The 12,697-nt window shown below is 68.2% G+C and carries 12 protein-coding genes; 11 read left to right on the top strand and 1 reads right to left on the bottom strand.

The window, feature by feature from the left end; all coding sequences use genetic code 11:
• Positions 1 to 25 precede the first annotated feature (25 nt).
• The 6 genes from QY917_RS11795 to QY917_RS11770 all read left to right on the top strand — a co-directional run bounded on the left by QY917_RS11795 (position 26) and on the right by QY917_RS11770 (position 4,842).
• Positions 26 to 535, top strand: a complete 510-nt coding sequence (locus QY917_RS11795; RefSeq protein WP_088888312.1) for a hypothetical protein — start codon at positions 26 to 28, stop codon at positions 533 to 535.
• Positions 536 to 673: 138 nt separating this feature from the next.
• Positions 674 to 1,717, top strand: coding sequence for a dihydroorotase (gene pyrC / locus QY917_RS11790; protein ID WP_123676853.1), 1,044 nt, complete (start codon positions 674 to 676; stop codon positions 1,715 to 1,717).
• A gap of 34 nt (positions 1,718 to 1,751) precedes the next feature.
• Positions 1,752 to 2,609, top strand: coding sequence for an NYN domain-containing protein (locus QY917_RS11785; RefSeq protein WP_123676838.1), 858 nt, complete (start codon positions 1,752 to 1,754; stop codon positions 2,607 to 2,609).
• Positions 2,606 to 3,379 carry a DUF3025 domain-containing protein gene (locus QY917_RS11780; RefSeq protein WP_123676837.1) on the top strand — a complete coding sequence of 258 codons (774 nt, stop codon included), beginning with the start codon at positions 2,606 to 2,608 and terminating at the stop codon, positions 3,377 to 3,379. The genes QY917_RS11785 and QY917_RS11780 overlap by 4 nt, the downstream gene beginning before the upstream one ends.
• A gap of 127 nt (positions 3,380 to 3,506) precedes the next feature.
• On the top strand, positions 3,507 to 4,385 hold the full coding sequence (gene htpX / locus QY917_RS11775) for a protease HtpX (RefSeq protein ID WP_088888315.1): 879 nt from the start codon (positions 3,507 to 3,509) through the stop codon (positions 4,383 to 4,385).
• A 94-nt stretch (positions 4,386 to 4,479) separates the two neighbouring features.
• Complete coding sequence (locus QY917_RS11770) at positions 4,480 to 4,842, top strand: YXWGXW repeat-containing protein (protein WP_011806832.1); 363 nt, start codon at positions 4,480 to 4,482, stop codon at positions 4,840 to 4,842.
• 13 nt (positions 4,843 to 4,855) lie between these two features.
• Here the strand turns inward: QY917_RS11770 and QY917_RS11765 are convergent, their stop codons facing one another.
• On the bottom strand, positions 4,856 to 5,794 hold the full coding sequence (locus QY917_RS11765) for a LysR family transcriptional regulator (protein ID WP_123676836.1): 939 nt from the start codon (positions 5,792 to 5,794) through the stop codon (positions 4,856 to 4,858).
• Between the two features lie 132 nt (positions 5,795 to 5,926).
• Here QY917_RS11765 and QY917_RS11760 point away from each other — a divergent pair, with 132 nt between their 5' ends.
• The 5 genes from QY917_RS11760 (at position 5,927) to QY917_RS11740 (ending at position 12,692) form a co-directional block, all read left to right on the top strand.
• Positions 5,927 to 8,044, top strand: coding sequence for a 3-hydroxyacyl-CoA dehydrogenase NAD-binding domain-containing protein (locus tag QY917_RS11760; RefSeq protein WP_123676835.1), 2,118 nt, complete (start codon positions 5,927 to 5,929; stop codon positions 8,042 to 8,044).
• Positions 8,045 to 8,186: 142 nt separating this feature from the next.
• Positions 8,187 to 9,386, top strand: coding sequence for an acetyl-CoA C-acyltransferase (locus QY917_RS11755; protein WP_123676834.1), 1,200 nt, complete (start codon positions 8,187 to 8,189; stop codon positions 9,384 to 9,386).
• 10 nt (positions 9,387 to 9,396) lie between these two features.
• Positions 9,397 to 10,596 (top strand): acyl-CoA dehydrogenase family protein, encoded by a 1,200-nt coding sequence (locus QY917_RS11750; RefSeq protein ID WP_123676833.1) that lies wholly within the window; start codon positions 9,397 to 9,399, stop codon positions 10,594 to 10,596.
• Between the two features lie 25 nt (positions 10,597 to 10,621).
• Positions 10,622 to 11,752: an acyl-CoA dehydrogenase family protein gene (locus QY917_RS11745; protein ID WP_123676832.1), complete on the top strand. Its 1,131-nt coding sequence runs from the start codon at positions 10,622 to 10,624 to the stop codon at positions 11,750 to 11,752.
• Positions 11,753 to 11,861: 109 nt separating this feature from the next.
• Positions 11,862 to 12,692, top strand: a complete 831-nt coding sequence (locus QY917_RS11740) for an oxepin-CoA hydrolase, alternative type (RefSeq protein ID WP_123676831.1) — start codon at positions 11,862 to 11,864, stop codon at positions 12,690 to 12,692.
• The last annotated feature ends 5 nt before the right edge of the window (positions 12,693 to 12,697 follow it).

Raw genomic sequence — 12,697 nt, 5'->3', positions numbered from 1 at the left:
TCAACCCCCAACAGCACACAGCGCCATGAATACCTTTGTCAGAACCTCCTGCGCCGCGGCGGTGGCCGCCACTGCCCTTCTTCTCAGCGCCTGCGGCGGAGGCAACGACGACGATCCCACGCCCAGCGACCAACTGGGCGTGTTGACCGTCACCGGCTCCACCGTGGACGGCCTCAACGGGGTGTATGGCGACGGCAACATCAACCTTACCGATGTGGACAAGAAGAACCCCATCGGCTCCTACCCCGAGGTGTGCACCTTCCGCTTCGACGGTGCCAACCGCGTGGGCGGCAGCGGCCAGGCGTTTGGCGACATCCGCTACCAGCCCGATGCCACGTCGGTGTACGAGGCCTTCTTCACCTTCATGGACCGCGAGTTCCGCGCCGACGACGGCTGGAGCGACGTGGCCGTGGTGCGCGACACCGATCGCATCCGCCTGGTCAACAAGACGCTGACGGCCACCGACGGCTCGGGCGCCCGGGTGACGGTTTCAGGCGTGATCCCCATGCGGCCCAACCGCCCGTCGGGCTGCTGAGCACCGCTTCCTCCCGCTCTTTTACGGCTCTCTTTTGCTTACCCCTCGCCCCTACTACGGGGTTTGCCCCGGCCCGCTACGGCGCCGGGGCTCTTTTTTGCGCGTGTTGCGCATGTAGTGGATGGGACAATGCGGTCCATGACCGCCACCACCGACACCCTCACGATCACCCGCCCCGACGACTGGCACCTGCACGTGCGCGACGGGGAGCCGCTGCGCACCGTGGTGCCGCACACGGCCGCGCAGTTCGGCCGCGCCATCATCATGCCCAACCTGCGACCGCCGGTGACCACGGCGCAGCAGGCCGCTGAGTACAAGCAGCGCATCCTCGCCGCCGTCCCCGAGGGGGTGGCCTTCGAGCCGTTGATGACGCTCTACCTCACCGACAACCTGCCGCCCGACGAGATCGCGCGCGCCAAGGATGCGGGCGTGGTCGCCGCCAAGCTCTACCCCGCAGGCGCCACCACCAACAGCGACGCGGGCGTGACCGACCTGCGCAAGACCTACAAGACGCTGGAGGCCATGCAGAAGGCCGGTCTGCTGCTGCTGGTGCATGGCGAGGTGACCAGCAGCGACATCGACCTGTTCGACCGCGAGGCGGTGTTCATCGAGCAGCAACTCATTCCGCTGCGCCGCGACTTCCCCGAGTTGAAGATCGTCTTCGAGCACATCACCACGAAAGAGGCGGCGCAGTACGTGCAGGAGGCCGGCCGCTTCACGGCCGCCACCATCACCGCGCACCATCTGCTGTACAACCGCAACGCCATCTTCACCGGCGGCATCCGCCCGCACTACTACTGCCTGCCCGTGCTCAAGCGCGAGGTGCACCGCCAGGCGCTGGTGCACGCGGCTACCAGCGGCAGCGACAAGTTCTTCCTGGGCACCGACAGTGCGCCGCACCCCGCGCACCTGAAAGAGCATGCCACCGGCTGCGCGGGCTGCTATACCGCGCACGCCGCCATCGAGATGTACGCCGAGGCCTTCGACAACGCGGGCGCGCTGGACAAGTTGGAAGGCTTTGCCAGCTTCCACGGCCCGGCGTTCTACGGTCTGCCGCGCAACACGGGCACGGTCACGCTGCGCCGCGAGAGCTGGACGCCGCCCGACAGCTTCGCCTTCGGCGAAGCCGCGCTCAAGCCGCTGCGCGCGGGCGAGGCGCTGCCCTGGCGCCTGGTGGCATAAAAAGCGTCACAACCCACACAGGGGGAGGTCACCCATGGCGGAACGCCAATTGCGCATTGCGCTGCTGATCGACGCCGACAACGCACCGGCCGACAAGATCGACGAGATCCTCACCGAGCTGTCCACGCTGGGCGAAATCAACGTGCGCCGCGCCTACGGCAACTGGACCAAGTCCGGCCTGGGCGGCTGGCAGCAGCGGCTGCTGGAGTTCGCCATCCGACCGATCCAGCAGTTCGACTACTCCAAGCGCAAGAACGCCACCGACATGGCGATGACGGTGGACGCGATGGAACTGCTTTATTCAGAGCGGCCCGACGCGTTCGGCATCGTGTCGTCCGACGCTGACTTCACCCCCTTGGTCATGCACCTGCGGGCCAAGGGCTCGGCGGTGTACGGCTTTGGCGCCGCGCAGACGCCCAAGCCTTTCGTGAACGCCTGCTCGCGTTTCCTGTACCTGGAGTCGCTGGTCAGCGAAGAAGACGCCGAGGGCGCGCCCCTGCCGGCGCAGCCCGAGGCCACGGCCGCGCCCGCGCAACCCGCCCCCGCCAAGACCGAGGATGTGCCCGCCCCCGGCGTGCCGCTGTGCCCCGCCACGCTGCGCGTGCCCACGGCCCAACTGCGCCAGGACACGCGCCTCATGAACCTGCTGCGTGATGCCGTGCAGGCGTGCGCGGACGAAACCGGCTGGGCCCGCGTGGGCGCGGTGGGCACGCAGATTGGCAACAAGACCTCGTTCGATGCCCGCAACTACGGCTATGCCTCGCTGTCCAAGCTGCTGGCGGCCACGCAGGCCTTCGAGTTCCGCGACGAGGGCACCTCGCGCGTGGCCGTGCGCGACAAGCGCGCGGCGCGTGCTCCGGCCCCGCCCGCCGGTGGGCCGGCCAGCACGTGAGCGAACCCTCCGCCGCGCAGGCGTTGGCGGCCATCGACTGGCAACGCCCCTGGCTTGCGCCGCTGGCGGTCCTGGGGCCACGGGTGGCGGCACGCGTGCAGGCCGGCGCCTGCGTGGCCGACGCGCTCAACGCTGCCATGGACTGCGCAGGGCTGGCGCCGGGTATTCGCTTCGCGCCGCAGCAGGCACTCCCAGCGGGCGAGGCCTATGAGCAGTTCGTCCATGGCCAGCGCCGCGTGCCCACGCGCGACAACCTGCATGACTTCTTCAACGGCCTGATCTGGCTGCACTACCCGGCTACCAAGCGGCGTCTCAACGACTTGCAGGCCCGCGCCATCGCTGCGCAGGGCGTGGGCGCGGTGCGCGGGCCGCTGCGTGACGCGGTCACGGTGTTCGACGAGAACGGCGCCGTGCTGCTGGCGCCGCAACCCTTGCACGAAGCCCTGGCCGCGCGCCAGTGGCGCCGACTGTGCGTGGAACTGCGCCCGCTGTGGCGGCAGGCGCGGCTGCTGGTCCTGGGCCATGCCCTTCTGGAAAAGCTGGTGTCACCCCGAAAATCGATCACAGCGCACGTCTATCAAGCGCAGGCAGCTATCAAAAGCGAAGCAATGGTGGACCAGGCGCTGGCGCGAGACCTCAGCGCGCCATGGCTCGCGGCCAAGCCGTTCAATCCCCTGCCGGTTCTGGGTGTGCCGGGCTGGTGGCCCGAGAACGAGAACTTTTGCTTCTATGATGACTCCCTCGTTTTCCGCAGCGCGCGCGTCGCATAACGCAACCACAACAGGCGCACCCTTCGCTGCCCGCGCGGCTTGAAGCGCCGCGCTCCATCCCCAACTTGTTTTCTGCCCGCCGCGCCTGTCCGCGGCCTTACCGTCGCTTTCCACGGAGAAGCCATCGATGAAACGCATTGCGCTCTTTTTGCTGACCAACGTCGCCGTCGTGGTGGTGCTGGGCATCGTTGCCAGCCTGCTGGGCGTGAACCGCTACCTGACGGCCAACGGCCTGAACCTGGGCGCCCTGCTGGGCTTTGCCTTCATCATGGGTTTTGGCGGCGCCATCATCTCGCTCCTGATGAGCAAGCCCATCGCCAAGATGAGCATGGGCGTCACGATCATCAACGCGCCGCGCAACGGGGATGAGGCCTGGATCGTGGAGACCGTGCGTGCCTTCTCCGAAAAGGCCGGCATCCAGATGCCCGAGGTCGGCATCTACGAGGGCGAGCCCAATGCCTTCGCCACGGGCGCGTTCAAGAACTCGGCCCTGGTCGCTGTCTCCACGGGTCTCTTGCAGGGCATGACGCGCGAGGAGGTCGAGGCCGTGATCGGCCACGAGGTTGCGCACGTGGCCAATGGCGACATGGTCACCATGGCGCTGATCCAGGGCGTGATGAACACCTTCGTAGTGTTCCTGTCGCGCGTGATCGGCTACGCGGTGGACAGCTTCCTGCGCAGGAACGACGAGAACAGCTCGGGTCCCGGCATCGGCTACATGATCACCACCATCGTGCTGGACATCGTGCTGGGCTTCCTGGCCGCCATCATCGTGGCCTGGTTCTCGCGCCAGCGCGAGTTCCGCGCCGACGCCGGCGCCGCCCAGCTCATGGGGCGCAAGCAGCCCATGATCAACGCGCTGCACCGTCTGGGCGGCATGCACCCGGGCGCCATGCCCCAGAGCCTGCAGGCCATGGGCATCACGGGCAACATCGGCAAGCTGTTCAGCTCGCACCCGCCCATCGAGGAGCGCGTGGCCGCACTGCAAAACAGCCAGAGCGCCTGATCCAGCGCACGGTCTTTACCTTCGCTTCACAAGCCCCTGTCAACAACCGGCAGGGGCTTTTGCGTTGTAAAGGCATGACTGCCAGGAATGCGCCATGACGATGAACTTCCCTGTTTCTCTGGGCATGCGCCGCGTGCTGCCAGCCGTGGCGCTCGCCAGCGCCATCGCGGCACTGACCGGCTGCGTGGTGGCGCCGGCGTATCCCGTCGTGCCGCAGGGCGAGGTGGTGTATGCGCCGGCGCCCCCGCCGCCGCTGCGCACCGAGGTGATTCCTGTCGCGCCCTCGCCGGTGCATGTGTGGATCAACGGTTACTGGGGCTGGGGTGGCGGGCGCTATGCATGGACGCCGGGCTACTGGGCCGTGCCGCCGCACCGCGGCCACGTGTGGCACCCCTACCGCTGGCAACAGGGCCCGCAGGGCTGGTACCGCGGCGGCGGGCGCTGGGGGCCGCGCTGAACCCGACCGGCGATCAACCGCCGGTCGCTGCTGCCTCTGGCGCCGCCTGCGGGGCGGGCGGCAGCGCACTGCGGCCGGCCTTGGCCAACAGGAAGTCGATGCAGGTGCGCACCGCGCGCGTCTGGTGCCGGTTGGGCATGTACAGCAAGTACATGTGGGTGCCGAAGATGCTCAGGCGGTATTCCTGCAGCGCGGTCAGCACCTCGCCGCTGGCGATCTTGTCCTGCACCACATAGTCCGGCACCACGCCCACGCCCAAGCCCGCCAACACACCCTGGCGCAGGAAGGGAAAGTGCTCTGAGATCAGTGTGGGCTCCAGCATCACCTCTTGCCGCTCCAGCCCCTGGTAGGCCGCCAGGCGCAACTGGCGCCCCATCACGCCGGCCGTGATCACCGGGGCATTGCGCAGCTCCAGCAGCGTGCGCGGCAGGCCGTGGCGCGCGGCGTAGTCCAGAGACGCGCATGCCACATAGCGCACATCGCCCAGGCTGCGCGCCACCACCGACAGCGGCGGCTCCTGGATCACGCGGATGGCGATGTCCACCTCGTCGCGCAGGTTGTCGGCGCGGTTCTCGAACAGCACGTCCAGCACGATGCCCGGGTACAGCTGCTTGAACTCGATCATCCAGTCGCTCATCACCATCTGGCCGTAGCCGCTGGGCACGCTGATGCCCACGCGCCCGCGCAGCTCCTGGCCCAGGCTGGTGATGGTCTCCTGTGCGGCGGCCAACTCGTTGCGCACATTGCGGCCATGTTCATACAGGCGCAGCCCCACCTCGGTGGGCTCCACGCGGCGCGTGGTGCGCTTGACCAGCTGCACGCCCAGCGACTTCTCCAGCTGCGCCAGGTGGTAGCTGACGTTGGCGCGGGTCATCTTCAGCTTGCGCGCGGCCTGGCTCAGGTTGCCGCTGTCCACGATCTCCACCAGCAGGGTCAGGGCATTCAGGTCCATGTCAGGCTCCGGTGGAAGGTAGGTATTTGTTCAAAAAGATTTGACGCTCTGTCAATTTGACTGTGGATTGTAAAGAACCATTATCAGAACAAGAATGCGACTTTTCCGTTACGAGACACCGGAGACGTACGCATGAGCCCTGCCGCCCAGGCCCCTGAAGTCCAGACCCGCCGCGAAGGCGCGGTGCTGGTGGTCAGCATCAACAACCCGCCCGTCAATGCCCTGGGGCAGGCGGTGCGCGCCGGCCTGCTGGCCGCGGTGGAGCAGGCCGAGGGCGACGCCGCCGTGCGCGCCCTGCTGATCGTGGGCGAGGGCAAGGCCTTCATCGCCGGTGCCGACATCCGCGAGTTCGGCAAGCCCCCGGTGCCGCCGTCGCTGCCCGAGGTGTGCAACCGCCTGGAGTCCTGCGGCAAGCTGGTGGTCGCCGCCATCCACGGCGCCGCGCTGGGCGGCGGGCTGGAAGTGGCGCTGTCCGCGCACTACCGCCTGGCCTTGCCCGCGGCCAGCCTGGGCCTGCCCGAGGTGAACCTGGGCCTGCTGCCCGGCGCCGGCGGCACCCAGCGCGCGCCGCGCCTGATGGGCGTGAAGGCGGCAGCCGAGCTGATGCTCAGCGGCAAGCATTTGAGCGCCAAGGCCGCCGCCGCGGCGGGCCTGGTGGACCGACTGGTCGAAGGCTCCGACCCCGTGGCCGCCGGCCTGGCCTACGCCAACGAGCTGCTGGCCCAGGGCGCGCAGCCGCGCCGCACGCGGGACCTGAAGATTGCCGACCAGGCCGCCGCGCTGGCCGAGCTGGACGCGCTGGCGCTTGAGACCGCCAAGAAGACCCGCGGCCTGTTCTCGCCCGGCAAGATCGTGGAATGCGTGCGCGCCGCTGTGGAGCTGCCGTTCGACGAGGGCATCGCCAAGGAGCGCGCGCTGTTCGTCGAATGCCTGAACAGCCCGCAGCGCCAGGGCCTGGTGCACGCGTTCTTCGCCGAGCGCGAGACCGCCAAGATCCCCGAGGCGCAGGCCGCCGCGCCGCGCCACTTTGCCAAGATCGCCATCATCGGCGGCGGCACCATGGGGGCAGGCATCACCGTGGCCGCGCTGGACGCCGGCCTCACCGTGACCATGATCGAGCGCGACGCCGAGTCCATCGCGCGCGGCCGCAAGAACGTCGAGAAGGTCTACGACGGCCTGATCGCCAAGGGCCGCATGACCGAGCAGGCCAAGGCCGCGATCCTGGCGCGCTACACGCCCAGCACCTCCTACGACGACATCCAGGATGTGGACCTGGTGATCGAGGCCGTGTTCGAGGACATCGATGTCAAGAAGGCCGTGTTCCAGGAGCTGGACCGCGTCTGCAAGCCGGGCGCGGTGCTGGCCACCAACACCTCCTACCTCGACATCGACGCCATCGCCGCCGTCACTCGCCGCCCGCAGGACGTGATCGGCCTGCATTTCTTCAGCCCGGCCAACATCATGAAGCTGCTGGAGATCGTGGTACCCGCCAAGGTGAGCGCCGACGTGGTGGCCACCGCCTTCGAGCTGGCCAAGAAGATGAAGAAGGTGCCCGTGCGCGCCGGCGTGTGCGACGGCTTCATCGGCAACCGCATCCTGGCCGTGTACAAGCAGGCGGCTGACTACCTGATGGAAGACGGCGCCAGCCCCTACGAGATCGACGAGGCCGTGCGCGGCTTCGGCTTTGCGATGGGCCCGTTCCAGGTGACCGACCTGGCCGGTGGCGACATCGGCTGGGCCACGCGCAAGCGGCGCGCCGCCACGCGCGACCCTCAGGCCCGCTACGTCGAGGTGGCCGACCGCGTTTGCGAGCGCGGCTGGTTCGGCCAGAAGACCGGCCGGGGCTTTTACCTCTACCCGCAGGGCGCCCGCGTGGGCCAGCCCGACCCCGAGGTGCTGGCCATCGTGGACGCCGAGCGCGCCAGGAAGGGCATCACGCCGCGCCAATTCACGGCCGACGAGATCATGCGCCGCTACATGGCCGCCATGGTCAACGAAGGCGCCAAGGTGGTGCAAGAGGGCATTGCCCTGCGCCCGCTGGATGTGGACGTGACCTTCCTGTCCGGCTACGGTTTTCCGCGCTGGCGCGGCGGCCCGATGAAGTGGGCCGACATGACGGGCCTGGACAAGGTGCTGGCCGACATCCGCGCCTTCGCCAAGGAAGACCCGCTGTTCTGGAAGCCCGCGCCGCTGCTGGAACAGCTGGTGGCCGAGGGCCGCAACTTCGACAGCCTGAACAAGGCAGCTTGATTCTCTGGCCGATTATCAAAAACAGGAGCTGTCAGCGCTTGTCATTCAAAGGTTTAAAGGGGTTTTCATGCTTGAAGGCCCATTGAACAAGCGCTAGCAGCTATCAAAAACACAGCATCCCGAGACACCCAGGAGACCCGCCATGCGCGAAGCCGTCATCGTTTCCACCGCCCGCACGCCGCTCACCAAGTCGCACCGCGGCGAATTCAACCAAACCCCGGGCGCCCAGCTGGGGGCCTTCTCGGTGCAGGCTGCCGTGCAGCGCGCCGGCATCGACCCCGGCCTGATCGAAGACCTGGTCTGGGGCTGTGGCTACCCCGAGGGCACCACCGGCCGCAACATCGGCCGCCAGACTGCGCTTCGCGCCGGCCTGCCGGTGACGGTGGGCGGCACGGTGATCAACCGCTTCTGCTCCTCGGGCCTGCAGGCGATCGCCGTGGCGGCCGGGCGCATCGTGCTGGAGGGCGTGCCGGCCATGGTCGCCGGCGGCGTGGAGAGCATCTCGCTCATGAACCCCGCCGGTCGCAGCGGCGCCTCGCACCTGGACCCCTGGCTGGTGGAGCACAAGCCCGCGCTGTTCATGGAGATGATCGACACCGCCGACGTGGTGGCCCAGCGCTACGGCATCACGCGCGAGGACCAGGACGCGTTTTCGCTGCAAAGCCAGCAGCGCACGGCGGCCGCGCAGGCCAGTGGCGTGTTCGAAAACGAGATCGTGCCCTGCGCCACCACCATGGCCGAGAAGAACAAGGAAACCGGCGAGGTGACCTACCGCGAGGTGGTCGCCACCATGGACAACTGCAACCGCCCCGGCACCACGCTCGAAGGCCTGGCCAAGCTGGAGCCCGTGAAGGGCGCGGGCAAGTTCGTCACCGCGGGCAATGCCTCGCAGCTGTCCGACGGCTCGGCCGCCTGCGTGATGATGGAAGCCAAAGAGGCCGAGCGCCGCGGCCTGCAGGCCCTGGGCGCCTTCCGCGGATTTGCGGTGGCGGGCTGCGAGCCCGACGAGATGGGCATCGGCCCCGTGTTCGCCGTGCCGCGCCTGCTGGAGCGCGCGGGCCTGAAGGTCGAAGACATCGCCCTGTGGGAGCTGAACGAGGCCTTTGCCTCGCAGGCCCTGTACTGCCAGCGGCAACTGGGCATTCCCATGGAGCGGCTGAACGTCAACGGCGGCGCGATTTCCATCGGCCACCCGTTCGGTATGACGGGCGCGCGGCTGGCCGGCCACGTCTTGCTGGAAGGCCAGCGCCGCAAGGCCAAGGACCCGTCCGTGAAGTGGGCCGTGGTGACCATGTGCATCGGCGGCGGCCAGGGCGCGGCCGGGCTGTTTGAAATTTTCTGAAGAGACTCCCATGGATCTGCAATTCACCCCCGAGGAGCAGGCATTTCGCGACGAAGTGCGTGCGTTCCTGAAAGACAAGCTGCCCGCGCGCATCGCCGCCAAGGTCAAGGCCGGCCAGCGCCTGACCAAGGAAGACCAGGAGGAATGGCACGCCATCCTCAACGAGCGCGGCTGGCTGGCCAACCATTGGCCCCAGGAGCACGGCGGCCCCGGCTGGGGCGCGGTGCAGAAGTTCATCTTCGACACCGAATGCGCGCTGGCCGGCGGCCCGCGCATCGTGCCGTTTGGCGTGAACATGCTCGGCCCGGTGCTGATCAAGTACGGCAACGAGCAGCAAAAAAAGTACTGGCTGCCCCGCATCCTGAACGGCGATGACTGGTGGTGCCAGGGCTATTCGGAGCCTGGCGCGGGCTCGGATCTGGCCTCGGTCAAGACCACGGCCGTGCGCGACGGCGACCACTACATCGTCAACGGGCAAAAGACCTGGACCACCCAGGGCCAGCACGCCAACATGATCTTCTGCCTGGTGCGCACCAACAAGGACGCCAAGGCGCAGGCCGGTATCAGCTTCCTGCTGGTGGACATGACGGCGCCCGGCGTGGAGCTGCGCCCCATCCGCACGCTGGACGGCGACAAGGAAGTCAACGAAGTCTTCTTCACCGACGTGAAGGTGCCCGTGGAAAACCTGGTCGGCGAAGAGAACAAGGGCTGGACCTACGCCAAGTACCTGCTGACGTATGAGCGCACCGGCATCGCCGGCGTGGGCTTTTGCATCTCGGCGCTGGCCAAGCTCAAGGTCATCGCCGCCAAGGTGCACAAGAACGGCAAGCCTTTGAGCCAGGACCCGCTGTTCGCCGCGCGCATGGCGCGCGTGGAGATCGACCTGGAAAACATGAAGACCACCAACCTGCGCGTGATCGCCGCCGTGGCCGGCGGCGGCGTGCCCGGTGCGGAAAGCTCCATGCTGAAGATCCGCGGCACCGAGATCCGCCAGGAAATCCTGTCGCTGATCCGCCGCGCCATGGGGCCGTATGCCGTGCCCTACATCGACGAGGCCCAGTACGAGGGCTGGAACGAGGCGCCCGTGGGCGGCATCGACGAGGCGGCCACCGCCGCGGCCAGCTACTTCAACTACCGCAAGCTGTCGATCTTCGGCGGCTCCAACGAAATCCAGAAGAACATCATCTCCAAGATGATCCTGGGCCTGTGACCGAACCGCGCGGGAAGAAAAGCACATGAACTTCGCACACACCGAAGACCGCCGCATGCTGGCGGACACGCTCGGCCGCTTCGTCTCCGAGCAGTACGCCATCGAGGCGCGCAACCGCATCGCCTATGGCGACGAGGGCCACAGCCCGCAGGTGTATGCGCAGCTGGCCGAACTGGGCGCCATCGGCGCGCTGTTTCCCGAGTCCGAAGGCGGCTTTGGCGGCGCGGGCTTTGACATCAGCGTGGTGTTCGAGAGCCTGGGCCGCGGCCTGGTGGCCGAACCCCTGCTGGGCGCGCTGGTGGTGGGCCAGGCGCTGATCGCCGCGGGCAGCGACGCGCAGAAGGCGCGGCTGGAAGACCTCGTGGCCGGCACCGCCATCGCCGCGCTGGCGCATGACGAGCCCGGCGGCCACTACGAGCTGAACCGCGTGACCACCACTGCCGCACGCACGGCCAGCGGTTGGGAGCTGAACGGCGCCAAGGGCGTGGTGGCCTTCGGCGAGAAGGCCGACCTGCTGCTGGTCTCGGCACGCACGGCCTGCGGGCCGCTGGACGAGGCGGGCATCAGCCTGTTCCTGGTCGATGGCAACGCGGCCGGTATTGCCAAGCGCGCCTACAACCGCTTCGAGGGCGGCCGTGCGGCCGAACTCACCTTCAACAATGTGCAACTGCCGGCCGACGCGCTGCTGGGCGCCGAGGGCGAGGGCCACGCCGTGCTGCAGCACATCGCGGGCTATGCGCTGCTGGCGCTGTCCGCCGAGTCGCTGGGCGCGATGGACGTGGCCAAGGACCAGACGCTGGAATACCTGCGCACGCGCAAGCAGTTCGGCGTGGCCATCGGCACCTTCCAGGCCCTGCAGCACCGCATGGCCGACCTGCTGCTGGAAGTCGAGCAGGCGCGCTCGGCCGTGATCAACGCCGCCGACGCCATCGACAACGCCCAGGGGGCCGCGCGCGACCGGGCGCTGTCCGCCGCCAAGTACACCGTGGGCTACGTGGGCACGCAGGTGGCCGAGGAGAGCATCCAGCTGCACGGCGGCATCGGCATGACCTGGGAACTGCCGCTGGCGCACTACGCCAAGCGCCTGGTGATGATCGACCACCAGTTTGGCGACGAGGACCACCACCTGCAGCGCTTCATGGCCCTGGCGGCCTGAGGCGGTTCTCTGGAGCCCCTTCTTCGTTGGAAGAGGGGGTTAAGCATAAAAATAGCCACGAGCCATTGCGCATCAAGCGCGGATAGCTACAAAATAAATAGCATAGGAGATGCCCGTGACCGACAAAGCCCTGGATGGCGCGCCAGACGGCGTCCTGCTCACCCGCCGCGAAGGCGCGGTGCTCGTGTTGTCCCACAACAATGTGGCGGCGCGCAATGCGTTGTCGCCCGCGTTCTATGCCGCCGTCACCCAGGCCCTGGTGGACGCGGTGGCAGACCCCACCATCGGCGCCGTGGTGCTGACCGGTGAGGGCGGGCACTTCTGCGCAGGCGGCGATCTGCGCCAGCTGGCCAAGCGCCGCGAGCTGCCCATCGCGGAGCGCCGCGCCAAGCTGGAAGGCCTGCACGACCTGATCCGCGCCGTGCGTGACTGCCCCAAGCCCGTGATCGCCGCGGTGGAGGGCGCGGCCGCGGGCGCCGGCCTGTCGCTGGCGCTGGCCTGCGACATGCTGGTGGCGGCAAAGAACGCGGTGTTCTCCGTGGCCTACGTCAAGGTGGGCCTCACGCCCGACGGCGGCGCCACGGCTTTCCTGGCCGAGTTCGTCTCCCGCCAGGTGCTCACCGAGCTGTGCCTGACGGGTGAGCGCATCAGCGGCGAGCGCATGCACCAGCTCGGCCCGGTGAACCGGCTGTGCGAGCCCGGGCAGGCACTGGCCGATGCGGTGGCGCTGGCCGCGCAGGTGGCCAGCGGCCCCGCGTGGACCATGGCCCGCATCAAGGAGCTGTGCCGCGCCGCGCCGCGCAACACGCTGGAGCAGCAGCTGGAGCTGGAGGCGCAGTGCATGGTGCGCGCGCAGGAGACCGCCGAATCGCGCGAGGGCATCGGGGCCTTTCTGGAAAAGCGCGCACCCGATTACACGAAACTGCGCGGCGCGCACTGATTTTC

The organism is Diaphorobacter sp. C33 (assembly GCF_030503915.1).
Classification (GTDB): Bacteria; Pseudomonadota; Gammaproteobacteria; order Burkholderiales; family Burkholderiaceae_C; genus Diaphorobacter; species Diaphorobacter nitroreducens.
Note: the sequence above shows the minus strand (reverse complement) of the source record. Positions and strands in the feature narration are given on the sequence as shown.

Bases quoted from the DNA above. Each gene is read 5' to 3' on its own strand.
- QY917_RS11795 (WP_088888312.1), top strand. From the start codon at position 26: ATGAATACCTTTGTCAGAACCTCCTGCGCCGCGGCGGTGGCCGCCACT.
- pyrC (WP_123676853.1), top strand. From the start codon at position 674: ATGACCGCCACCACCGACACCCTCACGATCACCCGCCCCGACGACTGG.
- QY917_RS11785 (WP_123676838.1), top strand. From the start codon at position 1,752: ATGGCGGAACGCCAATTGCGCATTGCGCTGCTGATCGACGCCGACAAC.
- htpX (WP_088888315.1), top strand. From the start codon at position 3,507: ATGAAACGCATTGCGCTCTTTTTGCTGACCAACGTCGCCGTCGTGGTG.
- QY917_RS11770 (WP_011806832.1), top strand. From the start codon at position 4,480: ATGACGATGAACTTCCCTGTTTCTCTGGGCATGCGCCGCGTGCTGCCA.
- QY917_RS11765 (WP_123676836.1), bottom strand. From the start codon at position 5,794: ATGGACCTGAATGCCCTGACCCTGCTGGTGGAGATCGTGGACAGCGGC.
- QY917_RS11760 (WP_123676835.1), top strand. From the start codon at position 5,927: ATGAGCCCTGCCGCCCAGGCCCCTGAAGTCCAGACCCGCCGCGAAGGC.
- QY917_RS11755 (WP_123676834.1), top strand. From the start codon at position 8,187: ATGCGCGAAGCCGTCATCGTTTCCACCGCCCGCACGCCGCTCACCAAG.
- QY917_RS11750 (WP_123676833.1), top strand. From the start codon at position 9,397: ATGGATCTGCAATTCACCCCCGAGGAGCAGGCATTTCGCGACGAAGTG.
- QY917_RS11745 (WP_123676832.1), top strand. From the start codon at position 10,622: ATGAACTTCGCACACACCGAAGACCGCCGCATGCTGGCGGACACGCTC.
- QY917_RS11740 (WP_123676831.1), top strand. From the start codon at position 11,862: ATGCCCGTGACCGACAAAGCCCTGGATGGCGCGCCAGACGGCGTCCTG.